The 18,953-nt window shown below is 70.7% G+C and carries 15 protein-coding genes and 1 tRNA gene; 7 read left to right on the top strand and 9 right to left on the bottom strand.

Annotation, left to right across the window (positions count from 1 at the left end):
* The first annotated feature begins 28 nt into the window (after window positions 1-28).
* The gene (cydD, locus tag ACFVT5_RS26960) at window positions 29-3,724 is read left to right on the top strand and encodes a thiol reductant ABC exporter subunit CydD (protein WP_389893179.1); all 3,696 of its coding nucleotides are present in this window, start codon (window positions 29-31) and stop codon (window positions 3,722-3,724) included.
* 113 nt (window positions 3,725-3,837) lie between these two features.
* On the opposite strand, the gene ACFVT5_RS26955 is transcribed toward cydD, so the two are convergent.
* The 7 genes from ACFVT5_RS26955 to ACFVT5_RS26925 all read right to left on the bottom strand — a co-directional run bounded on the left by ACFVT5_RS26955 (window position 3,838) and on the right by ACFVT5_RS26925 (window position 11,456).
* Window positions 3,838-4,737 (bottom strand): HAD hydrolase family protein, encoded by a 900-nt coding sequence (locus tag ACFVT5_RS26955; RefSeq protein ID WP_389893176.1) that lies wholly within the window; start codon window positions 4,735-4,737, stop codon window positions 3,838-3,840.
* A gap of 41 nt (window positions 4,738-4,778) precedes the next feature.
* Complete coding sequence (locus ACFVT5_RS26950; protein ID WP_389893174.1) at window positions 4,779-5,795, bottom strand: LLM class flavin-dependent oxidoreductase; 1,017 nt, start codon at window positions 5,793-5,795, stop codon at window positions 4,779-4,781.
* A 301-nt stretch (window positions 5,796-6,096) separates the two neighbouring features.
* Window positions 6,097-6,645, bottom strand: a complete 549-nt coding sequence (locus tag ACFVT5_RS26945) for an RNA 2'-phosphotransferase (RefSeq protein ID WP_389893171.1) — start codon at window positions 6,643-6,645, stop codon at window positions 6,097-6,099.
* Window positions 6,646-6,768: 123 nt separating this feature from the next.
* Window positions 6,769-7,749: a MerR family transcriptional regulator gene (locus ACFVT5_RS26940; protein WP_389893168.1), complete on the bottom strand. Its 981-nt coding sequence runs from the start codon at window positions 7,747-7,749 to the stop codon at window positions 6,769-6,771.
* Window positions 7,750-7,832: 83 nt separating this feature from the next.
* Complete coding sequence (locus ACFVT5_RS26935; protein ID WP_389893165.1) at window positions 7,833-8,753, bottom strand: metal-dependent hydrolase; 921 nt, start codon at window positions 8,751-8,753, stop codon at window positions 7,833-7,835.
* Window positions 8,750-10,510 carry an SDR family oxidoreductase gene (locus ACFVT5_RS26930; protein WP_389893163.1) on the bottom strand — a complete coding sequence of 587 codons (1,761 nt, stop codon included), beginning with the start codon at window positions 10,508-10,510 and terminating at the stop codon, window positions 8,750-8,752. The genes ACFVT5_RS26935 and ACFVT5_RS26930 overlap by 4 nt, the downstream gene beginning before the upstream one ends.
* Window positions 10,511-10,613: 103 nt before the next feature.
* Window positions 10,614-11,456 carry a M24 family metallopeptidase gene (locus ACFVT5_RS26925; RefSeq protein ID WP_389893160.1) on the bottom strand — a complete coding sequence of 281 codons (843 nt, stop codon included), beginning with the start codon at window positions 11,454-11,456 and terminating at the stop codon, window positions 10,614-10,616.
* 356 nt (window positions 11,457-11,812) lie between these two features.
* On the opposite strand from ACFVT5_RS26925, the gene ACFVT5_RS26920 reads away from it, so the two are divergent.
* From ACFVT5_RS26920 to ACFVT5_RS26895, 6 genes are all read left to right on the top strand, one after another.
* Window positions 11,813-12,817, top strand: coding sequence for an ABC transporter ATP-binding protein (locus tag ACFVT5_RS26920; protein ID WP_389893865.1), 1,005 nt, complete (start codon window positions 11,813-11,815; stop codon window positions 12,815-12,817).
* Entirely contained in the window at window positions 12,807-13,712 is a 906-nt protein-coding gene (locus ACFVT5_RS26915) for an ABC transporter permease (RefSeq protein ID WP_389893157.1), read from the top strand. The genes ACFVT5_RS26920 and ACFVT5_RS26915 overlap by 11 nt, the downstream gene beginning before the upstream one ends.
* Window positions 13,709-14,620 (top strand): ABC transporter ATP-binding protein, encoded by a 912-nt coding sequence (locus tag ACFVT5_RS26910; protein ID WP_389893154.1) that lies wholly within the window; start codon window positions 13,709-13,711, stop codon window positions 14,618-14,620. Before ACFVT5_RS26915 ends, ACFVT5_RS26910 begins: the two co-directional genes overlap by 4 nt.
* Window positions 14,621-14,631: 11 nt before the next feature.
* Window positions 14,632-15,351, top strand: coding sequence for an ABC transporter permease (locus ACFVT5_RS26905; RefSeq protein WP_389893151.1), 720 nt, complete (start codon window positions 14,632-14,634; stop codon window positions 15,349-15,351).
* Window positions 15,352-15,489: 138 nt separating this feature from the next.
* The gene (locus ACFVT5_RS26900) at window positions 15,490-15,729 is read left to right on the top strand and encodes a hypothetical protein (protein ID WP_389893148.1); all 240 of its coding nucleotides are present in this window, start codon (window positions 15,490-15,492) and stop codon (window positions 15,727-15,729) included.
* Between the two features lie 234 nt (window positions 15,730-15,963).
* Window positions 15,964-16,052, top strand: a tRNA-Ser gene (locus ACFVT5_RS26895).
* A gap of 715 nt (window positions 16,053-16,767) precedes the next feature.
* Here ACFVT5_RS26895 and ACFVT5_RS26890 read toward each other — a convergent pair.
* Together ACFVT5_RS26890 and serS are read right to left on the bottom strand one after the other, a co-directional pair.
* Window positions 16,768-17,604, bottom strand: coding sequence for an HAD family hydrolase (locus ACFVT5_RS26890; protein WP_389893145.1), 837 nt, complete (start codon window positions 17,602-17,604; stop codon window positions 16,768-16,770).
* Entirely contained in the window at window positions 17,601-18,890 is a 1,290-nt protein-coding gene (serS, locus tag ACFVT5_RS26885) for a serine--tRNA ligase (RefSeq protein ID WP_389893142.1), read from the bottom strand. Before serS ends, ACFVT5_RS26890 begins: the two co-directional genes overlap by 4 nt.
* Between the last annotated feature and the right edge of the window lie 63 nt (window positions 18,891-18,953).

Here is an 18,953-nt window from a genome sequence, read left to right as displayed (position 1 = left end):
CCGGATCGACCCCGAGGGTGTGTTTCACGTGAAACCGATCGACCCGCGTCTGCTCCGCTACGCCCGCGCCACCCGTCTCTTCCTGGCCGCCGTGGTGGGCCTCGGGCTGGTCGGGGCGGGACTGGTCGTCGCTCAGGCCATGCTTATCGCCGAGGTGGTCGTCGGGGCCTTCCAACATGGCCTCGGGGTCGAGGCGTTGCGTACACCGCTGCTCCTTCTGGTGGCCGTCGCGCTGGGCCGGGCGCTCATCGGCTGGCTCACCGAACTCGCCGCCCACCGGGCGAGCGCGGCCGTCAAGTCGGAGCTGCGGGGGCGGCTCCTTGAGCGGGCGGGGGCGTTGGGTCCCGGGTGGCTGAGCGGACAGCGGACCGGGTCGCTGGTGGCGCTGGCCACCCGGGGGATCGACGCGCTGGACGACTACTTCTCGCGCTATCTCCCGCAGTTGGGGCTCGCGATCGTGGTGCCGGTCGCGGTGCTCGTCCGGATCGTCACGGAGGACTGGGTGTCCGCCGCGATCATCGTGGGCACCCTTCCGCTCATCCCCGTCTTCATGGTGCTCATCGGCTGGGCCACCCAGTCCCGGATGGACCGTCAGTGGCGGCTTCTCTCCCGGCTGTCGGGCCACTTCCTCGATGTCGTCGCGGGACTGCCCACCCTCAAGGTGTTCGGCCGGGCCAAGGCACAGGCCGACTCGATCCGGCGTATCACCGACGAGTACCGGCGGGCGACGGTCCGTACGCTGCGGATCGCCTTTCTCTCGTCCTTCGCCCTGGAACTCCTCGCGACCCTGTCGGTGGCCCTGGTCGCCGTCACCATCGGCATGCGTCTGGTCCATGGCGAGATGGATCTCTATGTCGGCCTGGTCATCCTGATTTTGGCGCCCGAGGCGTATCTGCCGGTGCGGCAGGTGGGGGCGCAGTATCACGCGGCGGCGGAGGGGCTTGCGGCGGCGGAGGAGATCTTTGCCGTACTGGAGACACCGTTGCCGGGGGTGGGGACGGGGGCTGTGCCGGTGGTCGGGGGCGGTCGTGACGGGGCTCATGGCGGGGAGGCTGAGGCGGCGCTTCGGTTCGACGGGGTGACCGTCTGCTATCCCGGGCGATCGGTCGACGCCGTCTCGGACGCGTCGTTCACCGTCGCGCCAGGGGAGACCGTTGCCCTCGTCGGGCCCAGCGGAGCCGGGAAGTCGACGCTCCTCGCGGTGGCTCTCGGCTTCGTACGGCCCGACGCGGGACGGGTGTTGATCGGGGGCGCTGACCTCACGAGCCTCTCCCCCGAGTCCTGGCACGCCCAGGTGGCGTGGGTCCCGCAACGCCCTCATCTGTACGCGGGGTCGATCGCCGAGAACGTACGTCTCGCGCGGCCCGGCGCCGACGACTCGGCGGTACGCGGGGCGCTGCGGGACGCCGGGGCGCTGGAGTTCGTGGACGCGCTGCCCGAGGGCGTGGACACGGTGCTCGGTGACGACGGTGCCGGGCTGTCGGCGGGGCAGCGGCAACGTCTCGCGCTGGCACGGGCGTTCCTCGCGGATCGGCCGGTGCTGTTGCTCGACGAGCCGACGGCCTCACTCGACGGGGACACCGAGGCCGAGGTCGTGGAGGCCGTGCGTCGGCTGGCGGTGGGGCGGACCGTGCTGCTTGTCGTGCACCGGCCCGCGCTGTTGTCGGTGGCGGATCGGGTGGTGCGGTTGGAGGTGCCGGGGGAGCGGGGGTCCGGTGCCGGGGTGGAGCGGATCGGGGTGCCGGTCGTGGCCGCTGTTCCGGGGCCCGCGTCTTCTTTTGGTTCTGCTGGGTCTGGTTCCGCTGGGTCTGGTTTCGCTGGTTCCATGGGCTCTTCCGGTGCGGCGCTCGGTGATTCCTTCGGGGGCTTCCTCGACGGTGTTCCCGAGGCGGGGGGTTCGGTCGATGGCGGTGCGGTCGGTGGCGGTGCGGACGTGGTCTCCGGGGTATCGGCGGGGGCCGTCCGGCGTGGCGGTGTGTTGGGTCGGATCCGGGCGATGGCCGGTCCCCGGCGCGGACGGCTCGCCCTCGCCCTGCTGCTCGGCGCTCTCGCGCTCGGCAGTGCCGTGGGACTGATGGCCACCTCCGGCTGGCTGATCTCCCGGGCCTCCGAGCAGCCGCCCGTGCTGTATCTGATGGTCGCTGTCACGGCGACGCGTGCTTTCGGCATCGGGCGGGCCGTGTTCCGGTACGCCGAGCGGCTGGTGTCGCACGACGCGGTGCTGCGGATGCTGGCCGACACCCGGGTCGCCGTCTACCGGCGCCTCGAACGGCTCGCGCCCGCCGGACTGCGCACGACCCGGCGCGGTGACCTGCTGTCGAGGCTCGTCGCCGACGTAGACGCGTTGCAGGACTACTGGCTGCGGTGGCTGCTGCCCGCCGGTGCCGCCGTCGCCGTGTCCGCCGTGTCCGTCGGCTTCACCGCCTGGCTGCTGCCCGAGGCCGGTGCCGTACTCGCCGTGGGCCTGCTCGTCGCCGGTGCGGGTGTACCGCTCCTCTCCGGTGCCGTCGCCCGACGCGCCGAGCGGAGGTTGGCTCCCGCACGTGGGGCGCTGGCCACCCGGGTCGCCGATCTGCTCACCGGGACCGCCGAGTTGACGGTCGCCGGTGCGCTGCCCGCCCGTACCGCGCAGGTCAGGCGGGCCGACGGGGTGCTCACCCGGATCGCGTCCCGTACCGCGACGGCGACGGCGCTCGGGGACGGGCTGATCGCGCTCGTCTCCGGGCTGACGGTGACGGGTGCCGCGTTCGTCGGCGCGCGGGCGGTCGCGGACGGGCGGCTGAGCGGGGTGGCGCTGGCCGTGGTCGTGCTCACCCCGCTCGCCGCGTTCGAGGCGGTCATGGGGATGCCGCTCGCCGTGCAGTACCGGCAGCGGGTCCGCCGAAGTGCCGAGCGGGTCCACGAGGTGCTGGACGCACCCGTCCCCGTACACGAACCCGAAACGCCTGGTGAGGCGCCCGGCTCGGCGTTCCCGCTGGAGCTGCGGGGGCTGCGGGCCCGGTACCCGGGGCAGACGCGGGACGCGCTGGGCGGGGTCGATCTGACGCTGGAGCGGGGCCGCAGGATTGCCGTGGTCGGTCCGTCCGGGTCGGGCAAGACGACGCTCGCGCAGGTGCTGCTCCGGTTCCTCGACGCGGAAGGACCGGCCGGCTCGTACACGCTCGGCGGAGTGGACGCGTACGCGCTCGACGGGGACACCGTGCGGACGTTCGTCGGGCTGTGCGCGCAGGACGCGCATCTCTTCGACAGTTCGGTGCGCGAGAACCTGCTCCTCGCCCGCAAGGACGCGACCGAGGCCGACTTGAGGGACGCGCTCGGCCGGGCGCGGCTCCTGGAGTGGGCGGACTCGCTGCCCGACGGTATCGACACCCTGGTGGGCGAACACGGCGCACGGCTCTCCGGCGGGCAGCGGCAGCGGCTCGCGCTGGCCCGCGTGCTGCTGGCCGACTTTCCCGTTGTTGTCCTGGACGAGCCGGCCGAGCATCTGGACCTGCCGACCGCCGACGCGCTCACGACCGATCTGCTGGCCGCGACCGAGGGCCGTACGACGCTGCTGATCACGCATCGGCTCGCGGGTCTGGACGCGGTGGACGAGGTGATCGTCCTCGACGGGGGACGGGTGGCGCAGCGCGGCCGGTACGCGGAGTTGGTCGCGGTCGAGGGGCCGCTGCGGCGGATGTGGGAGCGGGAGGGAGCGGCGGATCTGCTGGCGCTGGGCGCGTAGCGGCGACGCGTCGGCTCCCGTACGACGGGCGCCGATTCCTCCCGTACGGGCAGGCGCCTTAGCGGGCCCACGCGCCGCTTTCTTGCCTCCGGTTCGCGGGGGAGCTGCCTTGGCTACCGGTTCGCGAGGATCCGTTCGATGACGATTGCTACGCCGTCCTCGTTGTTGGCGACCGTACGGCCGGACGCGGCGGCGATGACGTCCGGGTGCGCGTTGCCCATGGCGTACGAGGTGCCCGCCCAGGTCAGCATCTCCACGTCGTTGGGCATGTCACCGAAGGCGACGACCTCGCCGGACAGGATGCCGCGATCGGCGCAGCACTGGGCGAGGGTGCTCGCCTTGGAGACCCCGAAGCCGCTGACCTCCAGCAGGGCGCTGGGGCTGGAGCGGGTGATCGACGCGTGCTCACCGACGGCATCGCGCGCGACGGCGAGGAACGCGTCCGGGCTCAGCTCCGGGTGGTACGCGAGCAGCTTGAGCACGGGTTGTACGGGATCGCCCTCGTCGGAGAGTGCCGCGGGTTCGGCGAGCAGCTTCTCGGCGGGCGCGACGCTCTCGGCGGGGTCGAGGTGCAGCGGCGGGTAGGTCGGCTCGTGGTGCAGCCCGCCCGTGCGTTCGACGGCGAAGGACGTACCGGGCGCCGCGGCGCGGAGCAGCCGGACGACGTCGAGGGCGCGCGGGCCGGGCAGCTCGCGGATCTTGACGAAGCGGTGGTCGCCGGGGCCGCCGTGCAGGTCGACCACGGCGGCGCCGTTGCCGCAGATGGCGAGGCCGTGGCCGTGCAGATGGTCGCTGACGACGTCCATCCAGCGGGCCGGTCGTCCGGTCACGAAGAAGACCTCGATGCCCGCTTCCTCGGCCGCGGCGAGGGCCGCGACCGTACGCGGCGAGACCGACTTGTCGTCGCGCAGCAGGGTGCCGTCCAGGTCCGTGGCGATCAGCCGGGGCGGAAGCGAGGAGGTCGGGGTCCGGGGCCGTAGCGAAGCAGAGGTCACCGGCCCATTCTCCTGCATATGCCAGCACGGGCGTGCGGCAGGGCGCACATCTGAGTGCTTTACGCCCCTGGCCGGCCGAGCTGCTGGACGGCCTCCGTGGCGATCTGCTCGAACACCTTCTGATCGGCCGCGAACGGCGTGTCGGGGATGGGCCAGTGGACGACGATCTCGGTGAAACCCAGCTCGGCGTGGCGACCCGCGAAGTCGACGAACGCGGCCAGGGAGTCCAGGGCGTGGCCCGCGCCGGGCGTGGGATTGGCGCCGGGCGCGGTGCCGGACGGGGTGCCGGGCACCGTGCTGGACGAGGTGGCCGGTGGGCGGAACTCGGGCGTGAAGCCGGTCAGCAGGATCTTCTCGATCCCTCGTCCTTCGGTGCTCGCGTCGGTGTCCCGCCCGATCTCCTCGCACGCCGCGACGAGTTTCTCGACCTGCCCGCGAATGGCCTGAATCGACTGGTCGGGGGTGCCCGTCTCGTACAGCTTGTCGTCGCCGGTGGTCACCCATGCCTGCCCGTGTCGGGCGGCGAGGCGCAGCCCGCGCGGGCCGGTCGCGGCGATCGCGAAGGGGAGCCGGGGGCGCTGGACGCAGCCGGGGATGTTCCGGACGTCGCCCGCCGCGTAGAACTCCCCCTCGTACGTCGTGGCGTCCTCGGTGAGCAGCCGGTCGAGCAGCGGGACGAACTCGGCGAAGCGGTCGGCGCGCTGCCGGGGGGTCCAGGGCTCCTGGCCGAGCGCGGTGGCGTCGAACCCGGAACCGCCCGCTCCGATGCCGAGCGTGACCCGGCCACCGGAGATGTCGTCGAGCGAGATCAGCTCTTTGGCCAGCGTGACGGGGTGCCGGAAGTTCGGCGAGGTCACGAGGGTGCCCAGGCGGATGTGGTCCGTGACACCGGCAGCGGCGGTCAGGGTGGGCAGGGCACCGAACCACGGGCCGTCCCGGAACGGAACGCGCCAGGACAGATGGTCGTAGGTGTACGCGGCGTGCAAGCCCAGTTCCTCGGCGCGCCGCCAGGTGGCGCTGCCGCCCTCGTGCCAGCGGCGGTACGGGAGGATCACGGTGCTCAGACGCAGACTCATGCCGCAGAGCCTACGCAAGGCTTCTCGACCGCGTTTCGGTGGCTTTTCGGAGGCTTTTCGACGGCTTCTCGATGGAGCCCGGGGCAGTGGCCTCGGCGCCCGGGGCAGTGGCCTCCGGGGCAAGTCGCCTGCGGTCTGTTTGGCCTGCGGGTCTGTGGCCTGGGGTTTTGTGGGTCGGGGTTTCTGCGGGTCGGAGTTTTGTGGACCACGAGTCAGTCGGCCACGAGCCGGTGGTCCCCGAATCAGTGGTCCCCGGGGCCGTGACCTTCGAGGCGGTGCCTTCGGGTCAGCGGCCCCGGGGTCAGTGGCCCTGTGGGAAGCGCAGATAGGCCGGGGGGACGGCGGCGGTGAGCCAGACGCCGTTGGCGCTGACCCGGAACTCATGGCCGTCGGTGTGCATCGACCCCGCGTCGACCGACAGCACGACGGGCCGGCCACGGCGGGCACCGACACGGGTCGCGGTCTCGCGGTCGGCGGACAGGTGCACATCATGGCGGTTCATCGGCCGCAGGCCCTCGGCGCGGATCGCGGGCAGGCTGCGCGCGACGGTGCCGTGGTAGAGGTACGCGGGCGGGGTGGCCGGGAGCAGCCCGAGGTCGACCTCGACGGTGTGGCCCTGGCTGGCCCGGATCCGGTCCCCTTCGATGGCGAACCGCTGCTTGTCGTTGGCGGCGACGACATGCTCCAGCTCGGCACGGGTGATGCGGAAGCCGTGTGCGCGCGCCGCCGCGATCAGGGTGTCGATCTCCACCCAGCCGCCGTCGTCGAGGGTCAGCCCGATGCGCTCGGGCCGGTGTCGTAGGTGTTTCGACAGGTACTTGGACACCTTCACGGTGTGTTTTTCGTCCATGTCGCCAGGGTCCCGGCCGCTCGGATTTCGCGCACCCGATTTTGGGTCCGGACGTTTGATCCACAGCCAAGTGCGGTTATCCACAGGGGTTTTGGCGATTCTGTGGACAACTGGTCTTCTGTTTCAGATAGTTTGATCAACTTGAGTTGGGTTGCCATACTTTGAGGTGAGTGTATCCAATGTCCGTGCGTGTACCTCTCGTTCCGTCGCCGCGGTGACAAAGGCTTCCAGCTGGTCAGCGCCAACCAGCTTTTCCACAGACCGTGTTGTGGACACCGGAAGTCGCACCGACCGGGGTTCGTCGGACGGCTGAGGCGGTGCGCCCGCGGCCAGGTGTTGACGCAGATGCCGAGTAGCGAACATCCGCATGGCGCGGGCGAGTTCGGCGTCGACCGCCTGCTGGGCGAGCGGGCGCAGCCGGCGCACGAGCGCCGCCGCCTCGGTCGTTTCCGCGTCCGTCGGCGTGTGCTGACCGAGATAGCGCGCGAACACATGCTCGGTCGTGAACTCCAGGAATCGCGAGGCGATGTGCTCGACCTGGACCCTCAACTCCCTGAGGTGGCCCGAGATCGCGGACAGCGGAACTCCCGCCGCGTGCAACTCGGCCGCCACGGACAGCTCTTGGGGGCTCGGTACCAGGAACTCGTCGTCCCGTCCCGGCACCGGCTCCAGCACACCGAGGGCGACCGCGTCCGCGACCGCGGCGTCGTCCGGGCGGCCCCCGAACCTCTCGTCCAGCTCCGCCCGCGAGATCCGCGCGGCCTCCTCGTCCGTCCACGGCCCGTCGACCTCGGCGACCAGACCGAGCACGCCGCCCAGACCACGCCCCGCGTCCCACGCCTCCAGGAGTTCCTTGATCGACGCCAGGGTGTAACCCCGGTCGAGCAGGTCCGCGATCTGCCGCAGCCGCGCGAGATGCGGGTCGCCGTACACATTGGCCCGGCCGCGGCGCTCGGGGCGGGGGAGCAGGCCGCGGTCCTGGTAGGCGCGGATCGTCCGGACCGTGGCACCGCTGTGGCGCGCCAGGTCCTCGATCCGGTACTCGGCCCGACCACCGGTCACCGCCGACTGGCCCCCCACGTCTACGCCCACGCCCTCACCCACGCCCTCGCTCCTGACCTCTGGTTCCGGTCGGCCGGTCCCGGTCCGGCCCGCTCACCCCGTACACACCCACGGAAGCCGTCCCGCTATCCGAGGGCCGCACGGCCGATCGCTCCCGCCGCCGACCGCGCCGCGGGCGAACTCGCCAGATACGCGACGGCCCTGCGCAGCGAGCCCTCCTGCGAGGGATGGTACGACCGCCGCAGATAGCGCGGTACGGCCCGGCCGAGGTCACCCCAGGTCGGCAACAGACCCTTGCGCACCGCCTTGTTGTGCTCGGTGAGCGAATAGCGCAGGCGGCCCGCGAGCTGCGGATCGTGGCGTATCAGATACGCGGCGCCCCACACCCACAGGTACAGCATCACGGGCGCGGTGATCGCCATGGACACGATGCGCCGCGCGTGCCGGGGGAGTGCGTCGCCGCCGCAGTGCTCGTACATGTCGAAGGCGACCGCGCGGTGTTCGACCTCCTCCGCGCCGTGCCAGCGCAGCAGATCGAGCATGATCGCGTCCGCCCCGGCGTCGTCGAGCGCGTCCGCGCCCAGCACCCAGTCGCCCAGCACGGCGGTGAACTGCTCGATCGCCGCGATCGTCGCCAGCCGGACCCGCAGCCACTCGCGCGCGGGCACCGGCACCCCCAGCGGCGGACGCTCACCGAGCAGCCGCTCGAAGAGGAAGTCGACGTACTTCGTGTACGCGGCCGTGTCGAGCCGCTGGGCCGCCAGGTGGTCCAGCACATACGCGTGCTGCACGCTGTGCGTGGCCTCCTGGCCCATGAACCCCTTGACGTCCCGGAGCAGTTCGTCGTCCGTTACCAGCGGCAGGGCCTCCTTGAAGACCCGCACGAACCACCGCTCCCCCGCCGGCAGCAGCAGATGCAGCACATTGATGACATGCGTGGCGGTGGGCTCGTCCGGGATCCAGTGCAGCGGGGTCGTGTCCCAGTCGAACGAGACCCGACGCGGGCTGATCACGACGCGGTCGGAATCACTCAGCGGGTCGCTCACAACGGCGGCTCCATCCGTGCGATCGCGCGCAACGCCCTCGGCGTGAAGCGGGACATGAGGTGGGCGCCGCGCGCTTCCGGGGTGACCGGGACGACGGCCTGGTTGCGGACCACCGCGCGCAGGATCGCGTCGGCGGCCTTCTCCGGCGGGTAGTTACGCAGTCCGTACAGCCGGGCGGACTTCTTCTGCCGGCGCTTCTCCTCTTCCTCGCCGACCCCGGTGAACCGCGCGGTGGACGTGATGTTGGTGTTGACGAAGCCGGGGCAGATCGCCGAGACACCGATGCCCTGCCCGGCCAGCTCCGCGCGCAGGCACTCGCTGAGCATCAGTACGGCGGCCTTCGACGTGCTGTAAGCGGGCAGCGCCTTCGACGGCTGAAACGCCGCCGCGGACGCGGTGTTGACGATGTGGCCGCCCTGTCCGCGCTCGGCCATCTGCTTGCCGAAGAGGCGGCAGCCGTGGATCACGCCCCACAGATTGACGTCGAGGACCTTCCGCCAGTCTTCGGACGAGGTGTCCAGGAAGGAGCCGGACAGTCCTATGCCCGCGTTGTTGACGAGGACGTCCACCACGCCGTACTCCGTGGCGACCTTCGCGGCGAGCTTCTCCATGGCCTGCTCGTCGCCCACGTCGACCGTCTCGCTCCACGCCTCGGGGGCGCCGATCAGTCGGCACAGCTCCGCCGTGCGCGCCGCGGTCTCGGCGTCCCGGTCGACGGCCACCACGCGCGCGCCGGCCTCCGCGAACGCGAACGCCGTGGCCCGCCCGATGCCGCTGCCCGCACCCGTCACCAGCACGAGCTGGCCACCGAACCGCTGGCCGTACTTCCCCGTGTCCGGGGTCTCCCGGGGCGGCACACCGTCCTCGTGCGCGGTCACGAACTCCGCGATCCACGCGGTCAGTTGGTCGGGGCGGGTACGCGGCACCCAGTGCTTGGCGGGCAGGCTGCGGCGGACCAGCCGGGGGGCCCATTCCTCCAGGTCGTCGTAGAGCCGCTCGGAGAGGAACGCGTCACCGGACGGCGTGATGAGCTGCACGGGCGCGTGCGCGTAGGCGTCGGCGCGGGGCCTGCGTAGCCTCGCCCGGATGTTGTCCCGGTAGAGCCAGGCGCCGTGGGCCGCGTCCGACGGGAGCGACGGGGTCGGGTAGTCGCCGACGGGGACCTTCTCGACGCGCTGGAGGATCTTGGGCCACCGCTTGCCGAGGGGGCCGCGCCACGCCAGCTCGGGCAGGACCGGGGTGTGCAGCATGTACACGTACCAGGACTTGGCGCCCTGGCCCAGGAGTTGGCCCACCGCGCGCGGGGTGGGGTGGGCCATGCGGCGCTTGATCCAGTGGCCGAAGTGGTCCAGGGAAGGGCCCGACATCGAGGTGAAGGACGCGATCCTGCCCTCGGTGCGCGGCACCGTCACGAACTCCCAGGACTGCACCGAGCCCCAGTCGTGTCCGACCAGATGCACCGGTCGGTCCGGGCTGACGGCGTCCGCGACGGCGAGGAAGTCGTCCGTCAGCTTCTCCAGCGTGAAGCCGCCGCGCAGGGGTCGCGGTGGTGTCGAACGGCCGTGTCCGCGCACGTCGTACAGCACTACATGGAAGCGGTCGGCCAGTCGGACAGCGACCTCCGACCAGACCTCCTTGGAGTCCGGATAGCCGTGGACGAGCAGCACCGTCGGGCGTGTGGGGTCGCCCAACTCGGCGACGCACAGCTCCACGCCGCCCGTACGCACCCAGCGCTCGCGCGCTTCCTGCAAGCTCATGCCGCACCTTCCTGATGGTTCGCCTCCGCGCGCGTGGCCCCGCGCACGGTCTCCGCGTCCCGGCTCACGCGTCCCTCTTTCCCGCCGACTCGCCCTCCCCCGCTCACGCGGCCTCCGCCCAGCGCCGTACGTGCGGCAGGTCGTCGTCCAGCCAGAACGCGCTCTGCTCCGGGTCCCGCGAGTCGGTGACGACGAGGATCTCCTCGAACTTCGCCCCCGTACCCCGGAATCCCAGGTGGGGTTCGACCGCCCAGAGACCGGGCCGCGGCGGATGGTCCGAGAACTTGTACGGCGACCAGAGCGGTGACCAGCCGTCCCGGTGGCCGCGCAGCGCGTCGCTCGCCAGGCCCTTGAGGGACTGGGTGCCGAAGCCGAACAGATGCGGTGAGAAACGGCGCTCCTTGACCCGGTCGACCTTGTGCGCGATGACACCGAAGGGATACGCGCGATGGCGGTTGGCATAGCCCTGGCGGACCATGAGCCGGTCCACGTCCTCGTAGATCTCCCGCAGCGGCCGGCGCTCACGGACCTCGCGGAGGAGCAGCTCGCGATGGGCCTCCAGATCGGCGAGCAGCTTGTCGTGCACCGGATTCAGGCCCAGGCACCCCGAATAGCCGATGTCCGCCGTGAAGCCGCGGAGCACCGGGGCCATGTCGAGGATGAACGGCATCCCCGGCTCCAGCCTGCGGTCGGTGGGGAAGAACTGGAGCGGGATCCGGAAGTTCACGAACGCGGTGCGGTCGCCGAACCAGGCGAAGGGCAGATGGAACCAGTCCCGCACACCCCGCTCGCGCAGCCAGGCACGCTGCATCCGCGCCGCCTCGCGCTCCGTCACACCGGGCTTGAGCTGCGCCGCGACCGCTTCCGCACACGCGTACGCGAGCCGCTGCACCTCTCGGAACCCCTGGAGTTCCACGGAGAGTTCACCTGCCACTGCCGCTGTCATGCCACCGTCCGTCCGCCGTCCGGGCCTGTGCGCTACGTAGTCGTAACTTGACACTGATGAATGTGACAATGCTCAGCGGCTACGTCAAGGGGCGTGCGGGAGCCTGTGGAAAACCCCGCGGAGCCCTTGTCCGGAGGAGGCGGAGCCGGTGTTCTGAGGTGGGGGAGCCCATGTCCCGAGGTCGCGGAGCCCTTGTCCGGAGCGGGCGGCACCCTTCTCCGGGCTGATGGAGGGCCCCGATGATCTCGCACCTGGGTCTGACCCCTACGGGCCCCTAGTACTGGAGTCTGACTCGGGGACGGCACCCTGGTCTGACGCGGCGGTGTGGTCCACGCCACTACGGTCGGACCGTGACTGTGATCGTGACCGAAAGCCTGAGCAAGCGGTTCCCCCGGGTGACCGCGCTTGACCGGCTCTCCGTGGACATCGGGCCCGGTGTGACCGGACTTGTGGGTGCCAATGGAGCCGGCAAGTCCACACTGATCAAGATCCTGCTGGGTCTGTCCCCCGCCACCGAGGGTCGAGCCGCCGTGCTCGGTCTCGATGTCGCCACCGAGGGCGCCGCCATCCGCGAAAGTGTCGGGTACATGCCCGAGCACGACTGTCTGCCGCCCGATGTCTCGGCGACCGAGTTTGTCGTACACATGGCGCGGATGTCCGGACTGCCGCCCGCCGCGGCCCGGGAGCGCACCGCTGACACGCTGCGCCATGTCGGGCTGTACGAGGAGCGATATCGTCCCATCGGCGGCTATTCCACCGGAATGAAGCAGCGCGTGAAACTCGCGCAGGCCCTGGTGCACGACCCGCGCCTGGTCTTCCTCGACGAACCGACGAACGGCCTGGACCCGGTCGGCCGCGACGAGATGCTGAATCTCATCCGCCGTGTCCACACCGACTTCGGGATCTCCGTCCTGGTCACCTCGCACCTCCTGGGCGAGCTGGAGCGGACCTGTGACCACGTGGTCGTGGTCGACGGCGGTAAGCTGCTGCGCTCCAGCTCCACCACGGACTTCACCCAGACCACCACGACCCTCGCGGTCGAGGTCACCGACACCGACGAACACCCCGACGGCACCAGCGCCCTGCGGGACGCGCTCAAGGCGCGCGGGATCACCACCGACGCGGGCAGCGAACTGCCCGGCGCCGGACACACCCTCCTGCTCACCGCGGAGGGCGAGGAGACCTACGACGTGGTGCGCGACCTCGTCGCCGACCTCGGCATCGGCCTGATCCGGATGGAGCAGCGCCGGCACCACATCGCCGAGGTGTTCCGCACGGAACAGACGGACCAGGGCGAGACCGGCGAGGACCAGGGCGGCACGGAGCAGCAGCGGAAGGAGGCGGTCCCCCATGGCGGTTGATCAGCCCACGGCCTCGGCCGGTGAGCAGACCCGGATCCACAACATCGGGTACCGCAACTACGACGGCCCCCGCCTGGGCCGGGCGTACGCACGCCGTTCCCTCTACTCGCAGTCCCTGCGCGGTGGTTACGGACTGGGCAGGTCCGTCAAGTCCAAGGTCCTGCCGATGCTGCTGTTCGCCGTGATGTGCGCACCCGCGCTGATCATGGTGGCGGTGGCCGTCGCGACCAAGGCGAAGGACCTGCCCGTCGACTACACGCGCTATGCGGTCCTGCTCCAGGCCGTCATCGGCCTGTACGTCGCCTCGCAGGCGCCGCAGTCCGTCTCCCGTGACCTGCGCTTCAAGACAGTGCCCCTGTACTTCTCGCGCCCCATCGAGCGCGGGGACTATGTCGTCGCGAAGTACAGCGCCATGGCGTCGGCCCTGTTCGTGCTCACGGCCGCGCCGCTGCTGATCCTCTACGTCGGCGCGCTGCTCGCCAAGCTCGACTTCGCCGACCAGACCAAGGGCTTCCTCCAGGGGTTGGTGTCCGTGGCCCTGCTCTCCCTGCTCTTCGCCGGTATCGGACTCGTCATCTCGGCGATCACCCCGCGCCGCGGCTTCGGCATCGCCGCCGTCATCGCCGTCCTCACCATCTCGTACGGCGCGGTCTCCACCGTCCAGGCCATCGCCCATGAACAGGGCAGCGAGGGAGCCGTCGGCTGGCTCGGACTCTTCTCACCGATCACCCTCATCGACGGCGTACAGTCCGCGTTCCTCGGCGCCACCTCGGCGTTCCCCGGCGGACAGGGCCCCTCGAACGGCGCCGGAGTCGTGTACGTACTCGTCGTCCTGGGCCTCATCGCCGGCTGCTACGGCATGCTGATGCGCCGCTACCGAAAGGTCGGGCTGTGACCACCCTCAAGATCGACCACACATCCCGCTGGTTCGGCAATGTGGTGGCCGTCAACGACATCACGATGACGATCGGCCCCGGCGTCACCGGCCTCCTCGGGCCGAACGGCGCGGGGAAGTCCACCCTCATCAACATGATGGGCGGCTTCCTCGCCCCCTCCACGGGCGCCGTCACGCTGGACGGTCAGCAGGTCTGGCGCAATGAGCAGATCTACCGGCACATCGGCATCGTCCCCGAGCGCGAGGGGATGTACGACTTCCTGACGGGCCGCGAATTCGTCGTCGCCAACGCCGAGTTGCACGGGCTCGGGACCAAGGAGGCGCAGCGCGCGCTCGCCACGGTCGCGATGGAGTACGCGCAGGACCGGCAGATCTCGACGTACAGCAAGGGCATGCGCCAGCGCGTGAAGATGGCGTCCTCGCTGGTGCACGAGCCGTCGTTGCTGTTGCTCGACGAGCCGTTCAACGGCATGGACCCGCGCCAGCGCATGCAGCTCATGGATCTGCTGCGGTCCATGGGCGACGAGGGACGCACCGTCCTGTTCTCCTCGCACATCCTCGAAGAGGTCGAGCAACTCGCCTCGCACATCGAGGTGATCGTCGCTGGACGGCATGCGGCGAGCGGTGACTTCCGCCGTATCCGCCGGCTGATGACCGACCGGCCGCACCTTTATACGGTGCGGTCCAGTGACGACCGGGTGCTGGCCGCCGCGCTGATCGCCGACCCGTCGACGGCCGGGATCGAGGTCGACCTCAAGGAGGGCGTCCTGCGCGTCCAGGCGGTCGACTTCGCCCGCTTCACCGCCCTGCTGCCGCGCGTCGCGCGCGACCATGGCATCCGACTGCTCACGGTGTCGCCGTCCGACGAGTCCCTAGAGTCCGTGTTCTCGTATCTGGTCGCGGCGTAGGAGGCCGAAAGATGTACGACCCCACTGTCGCCCGGCTCACGTATCGAGCCCTGCTCGGCCGCCGCCGGGCCCTCATCCTGTTCGCCCTGCCCGCGCTGCTGATCGTGATCGCGGCGGCGGTCCGTGGCTTCACCGGCGCCGACGACCAGATCGCCGCCGACGTCCTCGGCGGTTTCGCGCTCGCCACGATGGTGCCGATCATCGGTGTCATCGCGGGTACGGGCGCGATCGGGCCCGAGATCGACGACGGTTCCGTGGTCTATCTGCTGGCCAAGCCCGTCAAGCGGCCCACGATCATCTTCACCAAGCTGATCGTCGCGATCGGCGTGACCATGGCGTTCTCCGCGATCCCCACCCTGATCGCGGGCTTCATCCTCAACGGCAACGGCCAGCAGGTCGCCGTCGCCTACACCATCGCCGCGCTGGTCGGCTCCATCGCCTATGCCGCGCTGTTCCTGCTCCTCGGCACGATCACGCGGCACGCGGTGGTGTTCGGCCTGGTGTACGCGCTGGTGTGGGAGGCGCTGTTCGGCACGCTGGTGGCGGGCGCCCGCACCCTGAGCGTCCAGCAGTGGTCGCTCGCGATCGCCCACAAGGTGGCCGACGCCGACCTGGTCACCTCCGATGTGAGCCTGCCGGTCGCGACCGTGCTCCTCGTCGGGGTCACGGTCCTGGCCACCTGGTACGCGGGTCAGAAGCTGCGGACGCTGAAGCTGGCCGGCGAGGAGTAGTAGCGAGGACCCGTCCCGTACCGGAACCGTCCGGTACGGGACCGGATCCTGATCTTGACGGCTTCTTCACGTTCGTACAGCGACACTGCAAACTGGACATAGTGCTGTCCGACAAGGCCGTCCAGGGAAGGAGTCACGATGGCGCAGGGGCCGACGTCCGGGGAAGACGGGTCGGAGGACGTCGAAGCCTGGGACGACATCCAGCTCGACGACGACTTCATACGGTCCGCGGAGACGACCGAACCCTCCGCGCGGGCCAGGATGCTCGCCGCCCGCTGGCGGTCTGGTGCCCCGGATCCTCAGCCGTGGCGTTCCGACGAGCCCCCTGCGGGGTGGTTCTGGAGCAGGGCGCGGCGCCGCAAGAAGCGCCGCAAATAATCGGTGGCGGCCGACTTCCGGTGAGCGCACAGTAGTCATGTGAGCGCCGGATGCGGTGCCACTGTCGGGGAGAGGAGCGTGACGTGTCCAGTAGTACGAGGGCGTCGCGCTTCCGACAGGGCAGCCCGTGGAGTGCGGCTCCGGAGTAACCCACCGGTCTCCGTCGAGTCCCTGCCGCGGGAGCTGCCCGGGGCGGCCGCTTCGAGCGCGCATCCGCGCGGGCCGCCCACCCCCGGAGGATTGGCTGAGTGGTAAAGCACCGGCTTGCTAAGCCGTGGTCGGGTCGAAGGCCCGCGCGCGTTCGAACCGCGCATCCTCCGCCAAACGCTTGTCGCTGTGACAGACCCGCAATACGGCCCCCGGACCCCCACCGAGCCGTGGAACGAAACCAGGGACCTGCGGCCCCCGGACCCCCGCCGGGTCGGGCGCCGACACCGGGATCCGCCAGGCCCGAACCCCTTGAGCAGGGGGGACGGCACACGGGGACGGTAGCCAGATGTGGCGGGTCCGGAGCCGCCGAGCCCCGGACAGCACTCAGGGCCTGCGGCTCCCGGAGCCCCCAGAGCCGGGGGACGGCACCAAGGGGCCTGCGGCCCCCGGAAGCCCGCCGGGTCGGGCCCGGACCCCCTGTGCCGGGGGGACGGCGCTGGGATGCCCGCCGGGCCGTGGGCGGTAGCCAGATCTAGACGGGCCCGGATCTGCCGAGCGGGACAGCACCCAGGGCCTGCGGCCCCGGATCCCCGCAGGGTCGAGAGCGGGACCGGGACCCGCCGGGTCCGAACCTCTTGAGCCGGGGACGGCGCTGGCTGGATCCCCCGCCGGGTCGGGGGCGGTGGCCGGGACCGATGGGCTCGTACCTGCCGAGTCCCAGAGCCTGTGGTCCCCGGACTGCTGCCGAGCCGGTGACGGTACACAGAGTCACCGTGCCCGGAGTTCAGTCGAGCCGGAGATTGTCGGGATGCCCGTCGACGGTAGCCGGATTCGGTGGCCCCGGAGCCGGCGAGTTCCGGGGGCCGTGTCCACGGGGCGGTCTTCGGGTCAGGGGTGGAGTAGGTGTTCCAGTACTTCTGCGATGCCGTCTGTCTCGTTTGATGTGGTGATTTCGTCGGCTACTGCCTTGAGGTCCTCGTGGGCGTTGGACATGGCTACGCCGTGGGCGGACCAGGTGAACATCGGGATGTCGTTCGGCATGTCGCCGAAGGCGATCGTTTCGGCGGCCGTTACGCCCAGTCGGCGTGCTGCCAGGGAAAGGCCCGTCGCCTTGGTCAGGCCCAGCGGGAGCAGTTCGACGATGCCCTCGCCCGCCATCGTCGCCCCGACCAGACCGCCCGCCGCGTCCCGCGCCGCCTGCGCGAGTTCGTCGTCGGTGAGCGTCGGGTGCTGGATGTACACCTTGTTCAGCGGCTTCGACCACAGTTCCGCGACGTCCGTGAAGGGGACGACCGGGAGCGGCCCCTCGTGCACGCGATAGCCGGGGCCCACGACGACGTCGCCGTCGAGACCGTCCCTGCTCGCGGCCAGCGCCAGCGGACCGACCTCGGCCTCTATCTTGGCGAGCGCCAGAGCGGCGAGCTGCCGGTCCAGGGTCACCGAGGTGAGCAGCCGTCGCGCCCCCGCGTCGTAGACCTGGGCGCCCTGCCCGCACACCGCGAGGCCCTCGTACCCGAGCGAGTCGAGGATGTGCCGGGTCCACGGCACCGCGCGGCCGGTGACGATGATGTGCGCGGCGCCCGCCGCGGTGACCGCGGCGAGCGCTTCCCGTGTGCGGTCCGAGACGGTGTGGTCACTGCGCAGCAGCGTTCCGTCGAGGTCGGTCGCGACGAGTCGGTAAGGGAAGGCGGAGACGGAGGCGGAGGACGTACTCGCAGGGCTCACGGGGCTACGGGCTCCAGGACCTCGCGGCCACCGAGATACGGCCGCAGCACCTTCGGCACCAGCACGGAACCGTCGGCCTGCTGGTGGTTCTCCAGCAGCGCGACGATCGTGCGCGGCACGGCGCACAGCGTGCCGTTGAGCGTCGCCAGCGGCTGGGTCACCTTCTTGCCGTCACGGTTCTCCCGCATCCGGATCGACAGCCGGCGGGCCTGGAATCCGTCGCAGTTCGACGCGGAGGTCAGCTCGCGGTACTTGCCCTGCGTCGGGATCCACGCCTCGCAGTCGAACTTGCGGGACGCGGACGAGCCGAGGTCGCCGGTGGCCACATCGATCACCTGGAACGGCAGCCCCAGGGAGTTGAGCCACTGCTTCTCCCAGTCGAGCAGCCGCTGGTGCTCGTTCTCGGCGTCCTCCGGCGCGACGTACGAGAACATCTCGACCTTGTCGAACTGGTGGACGCGGAAGATGCCCCGGGTGTCCTTGCCGTAGGTTCCGGCCTCGCGGCGGTAGCAGGGCGAGAAGCCGGCGTACCGCAGGGGCAGCTTGTCGGCCTCGATGATCTCGTCCATGTGGTACGCGGCGAGGGGGACCTCGGACGTACCCACGAGGTAGTAGTCGTCCTTCTCCAGGTGGTACACGTTCTCCGCGGCCTGGCCGAGGAAGCCGGTGCCCTCCATCGCGCGCGGGCGGACCAGCGAAGGCGTCAGCATCGGGATGAAACCGGCCTCGGTCGCCTGGGCGATCGCCGCGTTGACCAGGGCCAGTTCCAGGAGCGCGCCGACGCCCGTGAGGTAGTAGAAGCGGGAGCCGGAGACCTTGGCGGCGCGCTCGACGTCGATCGCGCCGAGGGCCTCGCCCAGCTCCAGATGGTCCTTGGGGGTGAAGCCCTCCGCGCCGAAGTCCCGGATCGTGCCGTGCGTCTCCAGGACGACGAAGTCCTCCTCGCCGCCGACCGGAACGTCCGCGTGTACGAGGTTCCCGAGCTGGAGAAGGAGCCGCTTGGTCTCCTCGTCGGCCTCGTCCTGCGCGGCGTCGGCCGCCTTGACGTCGCCCTTGAGCTGCTCGGCCCGCTTCAGCAGCTCCGCGCGCTCCTCGGGGGACGCCTTGGGGATGAGCTTGCTCAGCGACTTCTGCTCGGAACGCAGCTCGTCGAAGCGGACGCCCGACGACCTGCGGCGCTCGTCGGCGGAGAGCAGGGCGTCGACGAGTGCGACGTCCTCTCCACGGGCACGCTGCGAAGCGCGAACACGGTCGGGGTCCTCACGGAGCAGGCGAAGGTCAATCACCCTTCAAGGCTACCGGTGCGGGGTTCGGCGTCACGACCCACTATTTCATTCTGTGCGTTATGC

Source organism: Streptomyces sp. NPDC058001 (assembly GCF_042886315.1).
GTDB lineage: Bacteria > Actinomycetota > Actinomycetes > Streptomycetales > Streptomycetaceae > Streptomyces.
This window is presented reverse-complemented; position numbering and strand designations above follow the sequence as displayed.

What these genes read in the sequence shown, in the direction of transcription:
- ACFVT5_RS26955 (WP_389893176.1), bottom strand. Translation starts at nt 4,737, where the DNA reads ATGCAGGAGAATGGGCCGGTGACCTCTGCTTCGCTACGGCCCCGGACC.
- ACFVT5_RS26950 (WP_389893174.1), bottom strand. Translation starts at nt 5,795, where the DNA reads ATGAGTCTGCGTCTGAGCACCGTGATCCTCCCGTACCGCCGCTGGCAC.
- ACFVT5_RS26945 (WP_389893171.1), bottom strand. Translation starts at nt 6,645, where the DNA reads ATGGACGAAAAACACACCGTGAAGGTGTCCAAGTACCTGTCGAAACAC.
- ACFVT5_RS26930 (WP_389893163.1), bottom strand. Translation starts at nt 10,510, where the DNA reads ATGAGCTTGCAGGAAGCGCGCGAGCGCTGGGTGCGTACGGGCGGCGTG.
- ACFVT5_RS26925 (WP_389893160.1), bottom strand. Translation starts at nt 11,456, where the DNA reads ATGACAGCGGCAGTGGCAGGTGAACTCTCCGTGGAACTCCAGGGGTTC.
- ACFVT5_RS26915 (WP_389893157.1), top strand. Translation starts at nt 12,807, where the DNA reads ATGGCGGTTGATCAGCCCACGGCCTCGGCCGGTGAGCAGACCCGGATC.
- ACFVT5_RS26905 (WP_389893151.1), top strand. Translation starts at nt 14,632, where the DNA reads ATGTACGACCCCACTGTCGCCCGGCTCACGTATCGAGCCCTGCTCGGC.
- ACFVT5_RS26900 (WP_389893148.1), top strand. Translation starts at nt 15,490, where the DNA reads ATGGCGCAGGGGCCGACGTCCGGGGAAGACGGGTCGGAGGACGTCGAA.